At 71.7% G+C, this 15490-nt stretch carries 15 protein-coding genes; 10 read left to right on the top strand and 5 right to left on the bottom strand.

Annotated features, from left to right (window positions below; translation table 11 throughout):
* Nucleotides 1–42: 42 nt before the first annotated feature.
* Entirely contained in the window at nucleotides 43–582 is a 540-nt protein-coding gene (gene def, locus ACFWPS_RS29195; protein WP_383709925.1) for a peptide deformylase, read from the bottom strand.
* Between the two features lie 150 nt (nucleotides 583–732).
* On the opposite strand from def, the gene ACFWPS_RS29190 reads away from it, so the two are divergent.
* The 7 genes from ACFWPS_RS29190 (at nucleotide 733) to ACFWPS_RS29160 (ending at nucleotide 8500) form a co-directional block, all read left to right on the top strand.
* Nucleotides 733–1971, top strand: a complete 1239-nt coding sequence (locus ACFWPS_RS29190) for a MurT ligase domain-containing protein (protein ID WP_383709922.1) — start codon at nucleotides 733–735, stop codon at nucleotides 1969–1971.
* Nucleotides 1972–1991: 20 nt separating this feature from the next.
* On the top strand, nucleotides 1992–2720 hold the full coding sequence (locus tag ACFWPS_RS29185) for a type 1 glutamine amidotransferase (RefSeq protein WP_383709919.1): 729 nt from the start codon (nucleotides 1992–1994) through the stop codon (nucleotides 2718–2720).
* A 180-nt stretch (nucleotides 2721–2900) separates the two neighbouring features.
* The gene (locus ACFWPS_RS29180) at nucleotides 2901–3926 is read left to right on the top strand and encodes a 6-phosphofructokinase (protein ID WP_383709916.1); all 1026 of its coding nucleotides are present in this window, start codon (nucleotides 2901–2903) and stop codon (nucleotides 3924–3926) included.
* Between the two features lie 166 nt (nucleotides 3927–4092).
* Complete coding sequence (locus tag ACFWPS_RS29175; RefSeq protein ID WP_383709913.1) at nucleotides 4093–5043, top strand: cytochrome c oxidase assembly protein; 951 nt, start codon at nucleotides 4093–4095, stop codon at nucleotides 5041–5043.
* 98 nt (nucleotides 5044–5141) lie between these two features.
* Complete coding sequence (locus tag ACFWPS_RS29170; RefSeq protein ID WP_383709911.1) at nucleotides 5142–6467, top strand: DUF6777 domain-containing protein; 1326 nt, start codon at nucleotides 5142–5144, stop codon at nucleotides 6465–6467.
* A gap of 22 nt (nucleotides 6468–6489) precedes the next feature.
* Complete coding sequence (locus ACFWPS_RS29165; RefSeq protein WP_383709908.1) at nucleotides 6490–8307, top strand: protein kinase; 1818 nt, start codon at nucleotides 6490–6492, stop codon at nucleotides 8305–8307.
* Nucleotides 8308–8320: 13 nt separating this feature from the next.
* Nucleotides 8321–8500 (top strand): hypothetical protein, encoded by a 180-nt coding sequence (locus ACFWPS_RS29160; protein WP_089105431.1) that lies wholly within the window; start codon nucleotides 8321–8323, stop codon nucleotides 8498–8500.
* Nucleotides 8501–8633: 133 nt separating this feature from the next.
* On the opposite strand, the gene ACFWPS_RS29155 is transcribed toward ACFWPS_RS29160, so the two are convergent.
* The 4 genes from ACFWPS_RS29155 to ACFWPS_RS29140 are packed head-to-tail and all read right to left on the bottom strand — an operon-like array spanning nucleotide 8634 to nucleotide 12667.
* A complete protein-coding gene (locus tag ACFWPS_RS29155) occupies nucleotides 8634–9815 on the bottom strand; it encodes a sensor histidine kinase (RefSeq protein WP_383709906.1) in 1182 nt (393 codons plus the stop codon).
* Complete coding sequence (locus ACFWPS_RS29150) at nucleotides 9812–11524, bottom strand: cation acetate symporter (RefSeq protein ID WP_383709903.1); 1713 nt, start codon at nucleotides 11522–11524, stop codon at nucleotides 9812–9814. Before ACFWPS_RS29150 ends, ACFWPS_RS29155 begins: the two co-directional genes overlap by 4 nt.
* Nucleotides 11525–11546: 22 nt before the next feature.
* Nucleotides 11547–11915 carry a hypothetical protein gene (locus ACFWPS_RS29145; protein WP_383709901.1) on the bottom strand — a complete coding sequence of 123 codons (369 nt, stop codon included), beginning with the start codon at nucleotides 11913–11915 and terminating at the stop codon, nucleotides 11547–11549.
* Nucleotides 11916–11917: 2 nt separating this feature from the next.
* Nucleotides 11918–12667, bottom strand: coding sequence for a LytR/AlgR family response regulator transcription factor (locus tag ACFWPS_RS29140; protein WP_383709899.1), 750 nt, complete (start codon nucleotides 12665–12667; stop codon nucleotides 11918–11920).
* Nucleotides 12668–12778: 111 nt separating this feature from the next.
* On the opposite strand from ACFWPS_RS29140, the gene ACFWPS_RS29135 reads away from it, so the two are divergent.
* From ACFWPS_RS29135 to rocD, 3 genes are all read left to right on the top strand, one after another.
* A complete protein-coding gene (locus ACFWPS_RS29135) occupies nucleotides 12779–13264 on the top strand; it encodes an Lrp/AsnC family transcriptional regulator (protein WP_361298191.1) in 486 nt (161 codons plus the stop codon).
* Between the two features lie 145 nt (nucleotides 13265–13409).
* Nucleotides 13410–14219 carry a dimethylargininase gene (gene ddaH / locus ACFWPS_RS29130; RefSeq protein WP_383709896.1) on the top strand — a complete coding sequence of 270 codons (810 nt, stop codon included), beginning with the start codon at nucleotides 13410–13412 and terminating at the stop codon, nucleotides 14217–14219.
* A 19-nt stretch (nucleotides 14220–14238) separates the two neighbouring features.
* Nucleotides 14239–15459, top strand: coding sequence for an ornithine--oxo-acid transaminase (gene rocD / locus ACFWPS_RS29125; RefSeq protein ID WP_383709893.1), 1221 nt, complete (start codon nucleotides 14239–14241; stop codon nucleotides 15457–15459).
* The last annotated feature ends 31 nt before the right edge of the window (nucleotides 15460–15490 follow it).

The following is a 15490-nucleotide window of genomic DNA, read 5'->3' as shown; positions in this document are numbered from 1 at the left end:
ATCAAACACAGCCCCGCGCCCCTAAAGGACGGGGGGATGTCCTCACCGGTGCCAAGAGGACTTCGCCACCTGTCGCATCAGCTTGCGCTTGCGCCGGCCTGTGACGCGGTCGGCGTAGACGCGGCCTTCCAAGTGGTCGGTCTCGTGCTGGAGGCACCTCGCGAAGAAACCCGTGGCGTGGATCGTGATCGGCTCCCCCGTCGCCGTGAAGCCCTCGACCACCGCGTGGTCGTACCGCTCCGTGCCCGCCTCCAGGCCCGGCAGGGACAGGCAGCCCTCGGGGCCGCGGAGTGTCACGCCGTCCGCCGTCACCAGGCGCGGATTGACCACGTGGCCCAGGTGGCGGACGTCCTCGTCGTCGGGGCAGTCGAAGACGAACACCCGCAGCGGCTCCCCCACCTGGTTCGCCGCCAGGCCCACGCCCTCGGCCGCGTACATCGTGGCGAACAAGTCCTCCACCAGCCGGGAGAGTTCGGGGCCGAAGTCGGTGACCTCCGCGCAACGGGCGTGCAGAACGGGGTCGCCGAGCAGGGTGAGAGGCCGGACCCGCCCATGGGCGCCCGGAATGGAACCGTGTCGCATGGCCGCAAGGGTACGGTTCGGATCGGCCCCTGCTCGCCGCGCAGGCACGGGCCGGAATTCGGGTGTGCGAATGGATCTCGATAGGCTGACCTCACACCACGTTGCCGGATGGCTCAGGCGCGGCGCGTACGCAAGGAGGATCGAGAACTGATGGCAGGCAACTCGGACCCGCTCACGCCGCGGGCCAAGCTGGCCGTGACCGCGGGCAAGGCGGTCGCGGCGGCGTCCCGGGCGGCGGGTCGCGGCAGCGGCTCCGTGATCGGTGGCCGGGTCGCGCTCAAACTCGACCCCGACCTTCTCGCCCGGCTCGCCCAGAACCTGGACGTCACCCTCGTCTCGGCGACGAACGGCAAGACGACGACCACCCGGCTCATCGCCGAGGCGCTGAAGGCCGCGGGGCCGGTCGTGTCCAACGCGCTCGGGGCCAACATGCCGGCCGGCATCACGTCGGCGCTGGCGGGTGGCTCGGAGTCCAAGTTCGGTGTCATCGAGGTCGACGAGAAGTACCTCGCCGGGGTGGCCCGGGACACCGACCCCAAGTGCATCGCGCTGCTCAACCTCTCCCGCGACCAGCTCGACCGCGCCGCCGAGACCCGGATGCTCGCCGAGAACTGGCGGGAGGGCCTGGCCGGCACCAAGGCCGTCATCGTGGCGAACTGCGACGACCCGCTGGTGGTGTGGGCCGCGTCCTCCTCCCCCAACGTGATCTGGGTCGCCGCGGGGCAGATGTGGAAGGACGACGCCTGGTCCTGCCCGTCCTGCGGCGGCGTGATGCAGCGGCCAGGCGACGACTGGTTCTGCGGTGAGTGCGGGTTCCGGCGGCCGACGCCGAGCTGGGTGCTCTCCGGGGACCACGTCCTCGACCCGCACGGATCCGCCTGGCCGATCCACCTGCAGCTGCCGGGGCGCGCCAACAAGGCGAACGCGGCCTCCTCGGCCGCCGTCGCCGCCGTCTTCGGGGTGCCGCCGCAGGTCGCCCTGGAGCGGATGTACCAGGTGCAGGCCGTGGCGGGACGCTACGACGTCGTGCAGTTCCAGGGGCGCGAACTGCGTCTGCTCCTTGCCAAGAACCCGGCCGGCTGGCTGGAGACGTTCTCGCTCATCGACCCGCCGCCGGCGCCGGTGATCCTCTCGGTGAACGCGCGCGGCGCGGACGGCACCGACACCTCCTGGCTGTGGGACGTGGACTACACGCGCCTGACCGGTCACCCGATCTTCGTGCTCGGCGACCGCAAGCTGGACCTCGCGGTGCGTCTGGAGGTCGCGAACCAGCACTTCCAGGTCTGCGACACCCTCGACCAGGCCGTCCAGATGTGCCCGCCGGGCCGGATCGAGGTCATCGCGAACTACACCGCGTTCCAGGACCTGCGCCGCCGCGTCGGCAACTGACCACGAAGGACGAACAGTTCATGAGCGACAACCAACTGCGGCTGGTGTGGATCTACCCCGACCTGCTCAGCACCTACGGCGACCAGGGCAACGCGCTCGTCGTGGAGCGGCGGGCCCGGCAGCGCGGTCTCGACGTGGCCCGGCTCGACGTCCGCAGCGACCAGCCGATCCCGACCTCCGGCGACATCTACCTGATCGGCGGCGGTGAGGACCGTCCGCAGCGGCTCGCCGCCGAGCGGCTGCGCCGGGACGGGCACCTGTACCGGGCGGTGGAGAACGGCGCGATCGTGTTCTCCGTCTGCGCCGGTTACCAGATCCTCGGGCACGAGTTCATCAACGACCTCGGGCAGCGGGAGCCGGGCCTCGGCCTGCTCGACGTGACGACCGTGCGCGGCACCGGCGAGCGGTGTGTCGGCGACGTCCTCGCCGACATCGACCCGCGCCTCGGGCTGCCCCCGCTCACCGGGTTCGAGAACCACCAGGGCGTCACCCAGCTCGGCCCCACCGCCCGCCCCCTCGCCCGGGTCCAGCTGGGCAAGGGCAACGGCACCGGGGACGGCACGGAGGGCGCGTACAACGACACCGTCTTCGGCACGTACATGCACGGGCCCGTCCTCGCCCGCAACCCGCTCATCGCGGACCTGCTGCTGAAACTGGCGCTCGACGTGAACGCGCTGCCGCCGATCGACGACCACTGGTACGAAGCGCTCCGCAACGAGCGCATCGCGGCCGCTCAGCAGCCCGCCTGACCCTACTGGAACGGCCGGTTCCGGGGCCCGCCTGACACGGTGTCCGCTCACATGTGCGGGCCCGTCCAGCAGGCGGACGCCCGGTGCGGAATGACCCCCTTGCGCCGGTAGGGTGGCCGCGATGTCAGCCGGACAGCGTGGTCCGGTCTCCGGCCCACGTGGAGAAGGTTGTTTCGGGCTATGCGCATTGGTGTCCTCACGTCCGGCGGCGACTGCCCCGGCCTGAACGCCGTCATCCGGTCCGTCGTGCACCGTGCCGTCGCCGACCACGGCGACGAGGTCATCGGCTTCCGGGACGGCTGGAAGGGCCTCCTGGAGTGCGACTACCTCAAGCTCGACCTCGACGCCGTGGCCGGCATCCTGGCCCGCGGCGGCACCATCCTCGGGTCCTCCCGGGTCCAGCCCTCGCATCTGCGGGACGGCGTGGAGCGGGCCAGGGGCCACGTCGCCGAGCTCGGGCTCGACGCGATCATCCCGATCGGCGGTGAGGGCACCCTGAAGGCGGCCCGGCTGATGTCCGACGCCGGGCTGCCGATCGTGGGCGTGCCGAAGACCATCGACAACGACATCGCCGTCACCGACGTGACCTTCGGCTTCGACACGGCCGTGGGGGTCGCCACCGAGGCGCTCGACCGGCTGAAGACCACCGCCGAGTCCCACCAGCGGGTGCTCGTCGTGGAGGTCATGGGCCGGCACACCGGCTGGATCGCCCTGCATTCCGGCATGGCGGCCGGCGCCCACGCCATCGTCGTACCGGAGCGGCCCTTCGACATCGAGGAGTTGGCCCGCCGGGTCGGCGAGCGGTTCGAGGCGGGCAAGCGGTTCGCGATCGTCGTCGCGGCGGAGGGGGCCAAGCCGAAGGCGGGCACGATGGCCTTCGACGAGGGCGGCAAGGACGTCTACGGCCATGAGCGGTTCGCCGGGATCGCCCGGCAGCTCTCCGTCGAGCTGGAGCAGCGGCTCGGCAAGGAGGCACGGCCGGTCATCCTCGGGCATGTGCAGCGGGGTGGGACGCCGACCGCGTACGACCGCGTCCTGGCGACGCGGTTCGGGTGGCATGCGGTGGAGGCCGTGCACCGGGGGGAGTTCGGTCGCATGACCGCGCTGCGGGGGACGGACATCGTGATGGTGCCGCTGGCGGAGGCCGTGGAGACGTTGAAGACGGTGCCGACGGAGCGGTACGAGGAAGCGGAGACCGTGCTTTAAGGGTTGCGGTTGTGTGTTGTCTGCGGGTGTGTGGGGGCTGGTCGCGCAGTTCCCCGCGCCCCTGACGGGGCGCTCCAGTGGCCCCGGTCGTAAGAGTTGCCGACGGCGGTTCTAGTCTTGTGGGCGGCAGTAAACGCACAACCCCCCACGAATCAGGAGCCGGCGGATGGATCACAGCGGGCACGGCATGACCATGGATCTGCCGCCGTTCACGCTGGGGCGCGGACTGGAGTGGTCGGCGGATCCCTTCTTTCTTGTCGCTTGTGTCGCCGGGCTCGCACTGTACGGATGGGGTGTGGTGCGGCTGCGGCGGCGCGGGGACTCGTGGTCCGTGGGTCGGACCGTGTCGTTCGTCCTCGGGGTGCTCACCATCATGCTCGTGATGTGCACCAGGCTGAACGATTACGGGATGGTCATGTTCAGCGTGCACATGGTGCAGCACATGATCATCAGCATGCTGTCGCCCATCCTGATCCTGCTGGGCGCCCCGGTGACCCTGGCGCTGCGCGCGCTGCCCGTCGCCGGGAGGGGCCGGAAGGGGCCGCGTGAGCTGCTGCTGGCCCTGCTGCACAGCCGGTACATGCGGATCGTCACCCATCCCGCCTTCACCATCCCGCTGTTCATCGCGAGCCTCTACGCGCTCTACTTCACCCCGCTGTTCGACTTCCTGATGGGCTCGAAGGCCGGGCACATCGCGATGATGGTGCACTTCCTCGCCGTCGGTGTCGTCTTCTTCTGGCCGATCATCGGCGTCGACCCGGGACCGAACCGGCCGGGGTATCTCATGCGCATGCTGGAGCTGTTCGCGGGCATGCCGTTCCACGCGTTCTTCGGCATCGCGCTGATGATGGCGTCGGAGCCGATGGTCGAGACGTTCAAGAATCCGCCCGCCTCGCTCGGTATCGACGCGCTCTCCGACCAGAACGCGGCCGGCGGAATCGCCTGGGCGTTCAGCGAGGTCCCGTCCGTACTGGTGCTGATCGCCCTGCTGTTCCAGTGGTACGGCTCCGAGCAGCGCCAGGCCCGGCGCCAGGACCGGGCCGCCGACCGGGACGGCGACAAGGAACTCGAGGCGTACAACGCCTATTTGGCCTCATTGCACGCACGCAAGGGCTGAAAGGCTTCTCATTCAGTAGCATAAGGCGCGAGAGGCCAAAACCGCCGGGGGGAGCGGTGATGACACTTCGCGCTTTTCTGCACAGGGCGTGTGTGCTCGTGGTTCTGATTCCGCTCCTGGTGCTCGGCGGATGCGGCCGGGCTTCGCCCCGGTCCGTGGTCGAAGCGGTGGCCGCCGGTGTTTCCACGCTGAATCCATTCGTCGACGAGCACCAGGGACTCGGGCACGACGTCCAGGTCCGTTCGCTGCCGGTGCGGGGGCATATCCAGCAGGGTGACTCGCCCGGGCTTTACGGCGGCACCCGGCAGCCGACGATCTGTGACGTCGAGAAACTCAAGGAATTCCTCACCGATCCCGCGAATCACCGCAAGGCACAGGCATGGGCCGGTGTCCTCCACATCACCACCGCGCGGATTCCGGATTATCTCGACCGCCTCACCCCTGTTCTCCTGCGTCACGACACTCTCGTGGAGAACCACGACTACAAGGACGGCACCGCCACCCCCTTCAATTCCCTGCTCCAGGCCGGAACAGCCGTGCTGGTCGACAGGCAGGGACAGCCCACCGTGAAATGCTCATGCGGAAATCCGCTCCTGCCGTTCAAGGGCGACCCGGGGCGTGTCAAGGTCGAGTTCCGCCATGGCAACAAGAAGTGGCCCGGCTACGACCGCGACGAGGTGACGACCGTACGGCCCACCGCACGGCCGCTGGAGCGGCTCGCGCTGGTGGATGTCACCGACCCCGCACGGGGCATCGAGCGGCCGGTGGGGACGGGGGGCGCGCGGGACACCGTGTTCCGCACCGGTGACCGGCACGCGGTGCCCGAGGTCGCGGGGACCTCCTTCGGGGAGGCGAGCCGGCTGCTCGCGGACGCGGGGCTGACCGCCGCGGCCGACGGTCCGGAGCTGCCGCCCGACGACGCCCGGGTGCTGGGCTCTGATCCGGTGGCAGGGACACGGCTGGCGTTCGGGGAGTACGTGACGCTGCGCGTGGCCGAGGGCGACGGCTCGGACGGGCCGTCGCCCTCGGCGCCCCCGGCATCCTCGGCGTCCTCCGGAACCGTCGGCGGGGACTCGGACTCACCCTCGCCACCCACTTCGTCCTCGGCGTCGGCGGACACCTCCCCGGTCGTATCACCGTCGCCGTCGCCGTCGCCGTCCGCGCCTTCGTCACCGTCGTCCGCGCCGACGTCGCCGTCACCGTCGTCCTTCGTGTCGCCTTCGTCCGTCTCGTCGGACACGTCGTCGGCCCCCGCCACAGACCCGGTCACGGACCCCGTCACACCGTCCAGCGCCGTCGCGACGTTCTCTTCGAGCCCGGCGGCGCCCTCGGAGCCGCCGCCCGTCACCCAGACCGCCGGCAGTGAACCGGCGAGTGATGCGCCCGCGCCGGACGCCGGAGGCGACGGCGCGAGCGAGGTGTGACAGCTGACCCGGGAGTGACCGGATGTATCGAGGAACACCGACGTCGGGCGGGGGCCGGGTCGTCGCCGGCCGGTATGTGCTGCTGAACCGACTGGGCAGCGGCGGGATGGGGCATGTCTGGCTCGCCCACGACATGAGACTGGAGTGCGAGGTCGCGCTCAAGGAGATCGTGCTGCGGGACGCGGACGAACGGGACCGCACGGCCCGGGTCGCGCGGGCCCGGACGGAGGCGCGGAACGCGGCCGGACTGCGCGGCCATCCGCATGTGGTGACCGTGCACGACGTGCTGGAGCACGAGGGCCTGCCCTGGATCGTCATGGAGTACGTGCCGGGCGCGACCGATCTGCAGGAGCTCATGGTGCGGCACGGTCCGGTGTCGCCTGCCGAGTGTGCCCGGATCGGCCTCGGCGTCCTCGATGCCCTGACCGCCGGGCACGAACGGGGCGTGCTGCACCGGGACGTGAAGCCGGCGAACATCCTGCTCGCCCCGGACCGCACGGGCGCGCCGTACGCCCGGGTCCTGCTGACGGACTACGGCATCTCGGTGCAGCCCGACGCCGGGCACACCCGGTACACGCTGCCGTCGGCGCTGGTCGGCACCTCGGGATATCTGGCGCCGGAGCGGGCCACGGGCGGGCCGCCGACACCGGCCGCCGACCTGTTCTCCCTGGGGTGCACGCTGTATTTCGCGGTGGAGGGGCGGGGGCCGTTCGAGCGGGGTTCGCAGCTGGCGGAGATCACCGCCGTGGTGACCGAGGAGCCGGATCCGCCGGTGCGGGCGGGTGCGCTGGCCCCCGTGCTGGCGACGATGCTGGCCAAGGATCCGGCGCGGCGCATCCCGGCGGCCGAGGCCGAGGCCGCGCTGTCGCTGATCGTGTCGTCCCGGGCGGAGGCCTACGACCGTACCCGGACCGCTCCCGGTTCCGTGCCGCCCCGGGGCGCCTCCCCCGAGGCGCCTGACGTCGTCGCGGGCGGCCCGGGCCGGGACCGGCCGTCCGCGCCTTCTCCCGGCCACCGGCGACGACCGCTCCCCCGGGCGCTGCGGGCCGCCCTCGCCGCCGCCCTGGGTCTGGTGCTCGCCCTGACCGGGGTCTGGTGGGCCGTGGCGCATCAGGGCGCCGGTTCCACGGCCGAGCCCTACGGCGGCACGGTGGGGCTCGCCCGTCCTCTCAAGGCGGGTGACTGTGTCGTCGCCGAGTGGGGCAGCGGGACGCGCTTCGCCGGGACCCCGACGCTCACTGTCGACCCGACCTGTGCGGACCGGGCGCCGGACGGTCAGGTGATGACGTCCGTGCTGGTGGCGTCGGCCGCCGAGGCGCGGGCACAGGGGTCCGCCGGGTGCGCGGAGCGGACCAGGGTGCTGCGCAGCAGGCTGGCGGACGTGCGGTCCGTCGCCGTCGTACCGAGCGAGGCGGGGTTCGAGGCGGCCGGGGGGCGGGTCGCGTGTCTGGTGCTGGGGGCGCACGGACCGCTGTACGGGCCGTTGGACGGGTTCCGCAAGGAGGGGGCCGCGTTCACGGATGTGGGCACCATGCAGAAGCGGGACTGTCTGCGGGTGCCGCCCGCGCGGACCGCCCTGCTCGTCGCGTGCTCGGGGCCGCACGATCAGGAGGTGCTCGGGTTCACGCGGCTGGGAGCCGGCCTGACGCTCGCGCAGGCGGCGAAGCAGCAGGACGCGGCCTGTGCGCGGGACGTGCCGCCCGGGGACTACGGATTCGATCCCTCCGTGTACCAGGCGGCCTCCTTGGTCGGCGAGCTGATGTGGAAGACCGGCGCTCATTTCGTCGTGTGCACCGTCAGGAAGCAGAACGGGGGCACCATGGAGGGAGACGGACCATGAGGAGGGTGTCGCGATGCCCGGTTCTGCGAACGGCTCGAACGGTGCCACCAAGGCGATGGGTGTTCTCACCGTCGGGGGGCTGGTGGTGGTGACGGCCTACACGGTGGCGCTCGGCAGCAACGGCTGGCTCTGGTTCGGCTGGGTGGTGCTGGGCCTGCTGACACTGGCGATGGTGGCAACCCAGAGCAACTGACACAGGTCGGCTGAAGCGCCCCGAAGGGGGCGCGGGGCTGTATTGAATGTGCGGCTGCCGCCGCGTGGGCGCGACCAGCCACAACGGCGCCGCAGACGAACGACGACCCCACACGGCGCTTCCAGCGGAGCGCCTAGTGCACGCCCGGCTGGTACTTGGGCAGCCGGGCGGTGATCTTCATGCCCGCGCCCAGGGCGGTCTCGATGACGAGGCCGTGGTCGTCGCCGTAGACCTGGCGGAGCCGGTCGTCGACGTTGGACAGGCCGATGCCGCCGGAGGGGCTGGTCTCGCCGGCGAGGATGCGGCGCAGCAGGACCGGGTCCATGCCCGCGCCGTCGTCCTCGATGACGACCAGGGCCTCGGCGCCCTCGTCCTGGGCGGTGATCTGGATGTGGCAGGTGCCGGTCTTGCCCTCCAGGCCGTGTTTGACGGCGTTCTCGACCAGGGGCTGCAGGCAGAGGAAGGGCAGGGTGACCGGGAGCACCTCGGGGGCGATCTGCAGGGTGACCGTGAGGCGGTCGCCGAAGCGGGCCCGGACCAGCGCCAGGTAGTGGTCGATGGCGTGGAGTTCGTCGGCGAGGGTGGTGAAGTCGCCGTGCCTGCGGAACGAGTAGCGGGTGAAGTCGGCGAACTCCAGCAGCAGTTCGCGGGCCCGCTCGGGGTCTGTGCGGACGAACGAGGCGATCACCGCGAGCGAGTTGAAGATGAAGTGCGGGGAGATCTGGGCGCGCAGGGCGCGGATCTCGGCCTCGATGAGGCGGGTCCGGGAGCGGTCCAGGTCGGCCAGCTCCAGCTGGACGCTGACCCAGCGGGCGACCTCGCCGGCCGCCCGGACCAGGACGGCGGACTCGCGTGGGGCGCAGGCGACCAGGGTGCCGTGGACGCGGTCGTCGACGGTGAGGGGGGTGATCACGGCCCAGCGGACCGGGCAGTCGGGCATCTCGCAGTGCAGCCGGAAGGCCTCGCCGCGGCCGGACTCCAGTGGTCCGGGGAGCCGTTCCATGATCTCGGTGCGGTGGTGGTCGCCGACGCCGTCCCAGACCAGCAGGTTCTCGTGGTCGGTGAGGCAGAGGGCGTCGGTGCCGAGCAGGGTGCGCAGCCGGCGGGCCGAGCGGCGGGCGGTCTCCTCGGTGAGGCCCGCGCGCAGCGGGGGTGCGGCGAGGGCGGCGGTGTGCAGGGTCTCGAAGGTGGCGTGCTCGACGGCGGTGCCGAGGCCGCCGAGGCTCTCGGGGCGTGCGGTGCGGCGGCCGAGCCAGAAGCCGGCGGCGAGCAGCGGGAGTACGGCCACGCAGAGACCGGCCAGGAACCCGGTCACGCCTTCACCTCCGCGCGCAGCTCTTCCGGCAGGTGGAAGCGGGCCAGGATCGCGGCTGTTCCGGGCGGTACCCGGCCGGGGGTCGCCAGGGAGACCAGGATCATGGTGAGGAAGCCCAGCGGTACCGACCAGAGCGCCGGCCAGGCCAGCAGGGCGTGCAGGTCACCGGTGCCCGGCAGGTCGGCCATCGTCGCGGCCACCGCGCAGAACGCCGAGCCGCCCCCGGCCAGCATCCCGGCGGCCGCACCGGGCGGGGTCAGCCGGCGCCACCAGATGCCGAGGACCAGCAGCGGGCAGAAGGAGGAGGCGGACACGGCGAAGGCCAGGCCGACGGCGTCGGCGACCGGCAGGCCGCCCACCAGCACGCTCGCGGCGAGCGGTACGGCCATGGCGAGGACCGTCCCCAGCCTGAAGTGCCGTACGCCGCGCGACGGGAGGACGTCCTGGGTGAGGACGCCGGCGACCGCCATGGTGAGGCCGGAGGCGGTGGAGAGGAACGCGGCGAAGGCGCCGCCCGCCACCAGCGCGCCGAGCAGGTCGCCGCCGAGGCCGCCGACGACCCGGTCGGGCAGCAGCAGGACGGCGGCGTCCGTCTCGCCGGTGAGGGTGAGCTCGGGGGTGTAGAGGCGGCCGAGGGCGCCGTAGACGGGCGGCAGCAGGTAGAAGAGGCCGATCAGGGCGAGGACGGCGACCGTGGTGCGGCGGGCGGCGACGCCGTGCGGGCTGGTGTAGAAGCGGACGACGACGTGCGGCAGGCCCATGGTGCCGAGGAAGGTGGCGAGGATCAGGCCGTACGTGGCGTACAGCGGGCGTTCCTCGCGGCTCTCGGCGAGCGAGGTGGACATGCCGCCGTTGGTGCCCCGGTCGGTGGCGGGGACGCGGGTGCCCTTGGCGAAGGTCAGGCGGGTGCCGGCGGTGATGCGGTGGGTGCCCTCGGGGAGGGTGACCCTGGTGTCCTCGTGCGGGCGGCCGTCGACCGTGCCGGTGACGGTGACCGTGAGCGGGCGGTCGAGCCGGAGGGAGAGGGTGTCCTTGACGTCCACCACCCGCTGGGTGCGGAAGGTGGCCGGTTCGTCGAAGGCGTGGACGGGCGCGCCGGCGCGCTGCCAGGCGAGGACGAGGAAGAGGGCGGGGACGAGCAGGGCGGTGAGTTTCAGCCAGTATTGGAAGGCCTGCACGAAGGTGATGCTGCGCATGCCGCCGGCGGCCACGGTGGCGACGACGACCACGGCGACGATGAGCCCGCCGAGCGCGTCGGGGGCGCCGGTGAGGACCGACAACGTAAGTCCGGCGCCCTGGAGTTGGGGCAGCAGGTAGAGCCAGCCGACGCCGACGACGAACGCCCCGGCCAGCCGTCGTACCGGCTGCGAGGCGAGCCGGGCCTCGGCGAAGTCGGGGAGGGTGTAGGCACCGGAGCGGCGCAGCGGGGCGGCGACGAAGAGCAGGAGGACGAGGTAGCCGGCGGTGTAGCCGACCGGGTACCAGAGCATGTCGGGGCCCTGGACGAGGACCAGTCCCGCGATGCCCAGGAAGGAGGCGGCGGAGAGGTACTCGCCGCTGATCGCGGCCGCGTTGAGGCGGGGGCCGACGGTGCGTGAGGCGACGTAGAAGTCGGACGTGGTCCGGGAGATGCGCAGCCCGAAGGCGCCCACGAGGACGGTCGCGACGACGACGAGGGCCACCGCCGGGACGGCATAGCTGGAGTTCATCTGGCCTCGTCGGGGCTGGAGTTCATCGGTCCTGTCGGTCCTCGACGAGGCGGACGAAGTCCTCCTCGTTGCGTTCGGCGCGGCGCACGTACCAGCGGGCGAGGAGGATCAGCGGGGCGTACAGGCAGAAGCCGAGCACCAGCCACTCCAGGCGGCGCGTCTGGGGAGCGGCGGCGAAGACCAGCGGGAGCGGGCCGACGAGCAGGACCAGGACGGCGAACACGACCAGGGCGACGCGCAGTTGGCTGCGCATGAGGGAGCGGACGTAGGTGTGGCCGAGGGTGGTCTGCTCGTCGATCTCGGTGCGCGGCCGGTAGTAGCCGGAGGTGCGGCGGCTGCGGCGGGGCGGGCCGGTGACGGTGACCCGGCGCTCGGCGGGGTCCGCGGCCACCGTCAGGCCCTCCTCATCAGCAGGTCCCGTAGCTCGCGGGCGTGCCGCCGGCTGACCTGGAGCTCCTCGGTCCCGACCAGGACGCTCACCGCGCCCGCGTCCAGGCGGAGTTCGCCGATGTGGCGGAGCGCGACCAGGTGGCGGCGGTGGATGCGGACGAAGCCGCGGGAGCGCCAGCGGTCCTCCAGGGTGGACAGCGGGATGCGGACCAGGTGGCTGCCGCGGTCGGTGTGCAGACGGGCGTAGTCGCCCTGGGCCTCGACGTGCGTGATGTCGTCCACCGTCACGAACCGTGTCACGCCGCCCAGTTCGACGGGTATGTGGTCGGGGTCGGGTTCGTGCACGGGTATCCGGGGTGCGGTGCCGCGCAGTTCGGCGGCCCGGCGTACCGCTTCCGCGAGACGTTCCTTGCGGACCGGCTTCAGGACGTAGTCGACCGCCTTGAGGTCGAAGGCCCGTACCGCGAAGTCCTCGTGGGCGGTGACGAAGACGACCAGCGGGGGCCGGGCGAAGCCGGTGAGCAGCCGGGCCAGGTCCAGGCCGTCCAGGCCGGGCATCTGGACGTCGAGGAAGACGACGTCGATGGCCTCGGGGCCCTGGGGCCCTGACTCCAGTGCGCGGGTGATGCGGCGCAGCGCCTCGGTGGCGTCCCCGGCGCCCTCGACGCTTCCGATGCGCGGATCGGCGTGCAGCAGATACAGCAACTCCTCCAGCGAGGGGCGTTCGTCGTCGACGGCGAGGGCGCGCAGCATGAACGGAGTGTAGGCGGCGGAACGCGGCGCTGGACATGTGCCGGACGTGGACGTTCGCGGCGGACGAAGTGGTGTTCCCGAACTGTCTTCGCCCGTGGTTACAGTGCGGTCATGAACAGCGGCACCGTCCCCTTCGACGATCTCGACCGGAAGATCACCACCGCGTTGATGGCGAACGCGCGGACCAGTTTCGCCGAGATCGGCGCGGCCGTCGGGCTCTCCGCGACGGCCGTGAAGCGGCGGGTCGACCGGCTCCGCGAGACCGGTGTGATCACCGGGTTCACGGCCACCGTCACCCCGGCGGCCCTCGGCTGGCGCACGGAGGCGTACGTCGAGGTGTACTGCGAGGGCGCGGCCCCGCCGCGGCGGCTCGCGGAGGTGGTCCGCAACCATCCGGAGATCACCGCGGCCATGACGGTGACCGGCGGCGCGGACGCCCTGCTGCATGTGCGGGCCCGGGACGTGGACCACTTCGAGGAGGTGCTGGAGCGGATCCGGGTGGAGCCCTTCATCCGGAAGACGATCAGCGTGATGGTGCTGTCGCATCTGCTCCCGGAAAGCCCGGAGGCCGGGGCCACGCACCCGGTACCGGAGTAAACGCACCGATGCTGCGTTTGTACGACCGGAGACGCAGCGTTCCTGCGCAGACGCGCAACATTTGTTTCTTGTCGTCCGTATCCGACGCTTTCTACCTTGGTGTCAACCCTCAGTCGACACCGCGGGAAAGCGGAGGAACCCCTCTGTGTCCGAAAGCCGTGTGCAGCGCCCTCGGCGCTTTCTTGTCTGCGAACCCAGACATTTCGCCGTGCAGTACGCGATCAATCCCTGGATGAACCCCGACACCAGGGTCGACGTCGACCTGGCCCGGGAGCAGTGGACCGCGCTGATCAGCGCCTACCGCGCCCATGGCCACAGTGTCGACCGGCTGGAGCCGGTGCCCGGCCTGCCCGACATGGTGTTCGCCGCGAACTCGGCGGTCGTCGTCGGCGGCCGCGTCTTCGGCTCGCTCTTCCATGCTCCCGAGCGGCGCCCCGAGTCCTCCCACTACGACCTCTGGTTCAAGACCGCGGGCTATGACGTGCACCGTCCGGGCTCGGTCGTCGAGGGCGAGGGCGACCTGGTCTGGACGGGCCGGTACCTGCTCGCCGGCACCGGTTTCCGCACCAGCCGCGAGGCGCACCGGGAGGCCCAGGAGTTCTTCGGCCACCCGGTGATCAGCCTGACCCTGGTGGACCCGTACTTCTACCACCTGGACACGGCGCTGTTCGTCCTGGACGACGAGAACATCGTTTACTACCCCGAGGCCTTCTCCCCCGGCAGCCGCGAGGTACTGCGCCGGCTGTTCCCGGACGCGGTGCTCGCCACCCGCGACGACGCCATGGCGTGGGGCCTGAACTCCGTCTCCGACGGCCGCCACGTCTTCATCGCGCCGCAGGCCGAGGCGCTCGCCGCCCGGCTCGCCGACCAGGGCTACGAGCCCGTCCCCGTCGACCTGTCGGAGTTCCACAAGGCAGGCGGCGGCATCAAGTGCTGCACCCAGGAAATCCGCTGAGGACCAGGAGATCCCCCTGATGACCGCACCCGCACGCGCACGCACCTCCGCCGAGCTGATCGAGGCGGAGGGACCGGTCCTCGCGCACAACTACCACCCGCTGCCCGTCGTCGTGGCCCGCGCCGAGGGCACGTGGGTGGAGGACGTCGAGGGCCGCCGCTACCTCGACATGCTGGCCGGTTACTCGGCCCTCAACTTCGGCCACCGCCACCCGGCACTGATCGAGGCCGCGCACCGCCAGCTGGACCGCCTCACCCTCACCTCGCGCGCCTTCCACAACGACAGGCTCGCCGAATTCGCCGAACGGCTCGCGGAGTTGACCGGCCTGGACATGGTGCTCCCGATGAACACCGGCGCCGAGGCGGTCGAGTCCGGCATCAAGGTGGCCCGTAAATGGGCGTACGACGTGAAGGGCGTCCCGGCCGACCTGGCCACGATCGTCGTCGCCGCGGACAACTTCCACGGCCGCACGACCACGATCGTCAGCTTCTCCACCGACGAGACCGCCCGCGCGGGCTTCGGCCCGTTCACGCCGGGCTTCCGGATCGTGCCGTACAACGACCTGGCCGCGCTGGAGGCGGCGGTCGACGAGACCACTGCGGCCGTGCTGATCGAGCCCATCCAGGGCGAGGCGGGGGTGCTCATCCCCGACGACGGCTATCTGACCGGAGTCCGGGAACTGACCCGCCGCAAGGGCTGCCTGTTCATCGCCGACGAGATCCAGTCCGGCCTCGGCCGCACCGGCCGTACCCTCGCCGTCGACCACGAGGACGTCGTCCCGGACATGCTGCTGCTCGGCAAGGCGCTGGGCGGCGGGATCGTGCCGGTGTCGGCGGTGGTGGCCCGGCGGGAGGTGCTGGGGGTGCTGCACCCCGGCGAGCACGGCTCGACGTTCGGCGGCAACCCGCTCGCGGCGGCGGTCGGCACCGCGGTGGTCGAGCTGCTGGAGAGCGGCGACTTCCAGCGCCGGGCCACCGAGCTGGGCGTGGTCCTGCGGGACGGCCTGGCGGAGCTGGTCGGCAGGGGCGTGGTCGGCTTCCGCTCGCGCGGGCTGTGGGCGGGCGTCGACGTGGACCCCGCGATCGGCACCGGTCGGGAGATCGGCGAACGCCTGATGCGCGAGGGCGTGCTGGTCAAGGACACCCACGGCTCCACGATCCGGCTGGCCCCGCCGCTGACCGTCACGGCGGAGGAACTGCGGTCGGCGCTGGGATCGTTGGAGAAGGTGCTCGCAGCGTAGGCCGGGGAGGAGCCGGGGGGCGGGGCGGCCG

This window comes from Streptomyces sp. NPDC058457, assembly GCF_042720695.1.
GTDB lineage: Bacteria > Actinomycetota > Actinomycetes > Streptomycetales > Streptomycetaceae > Streptomyces.
This window is presented reverse-complemented; position numbering and strand designations above follow the sequence as displayed.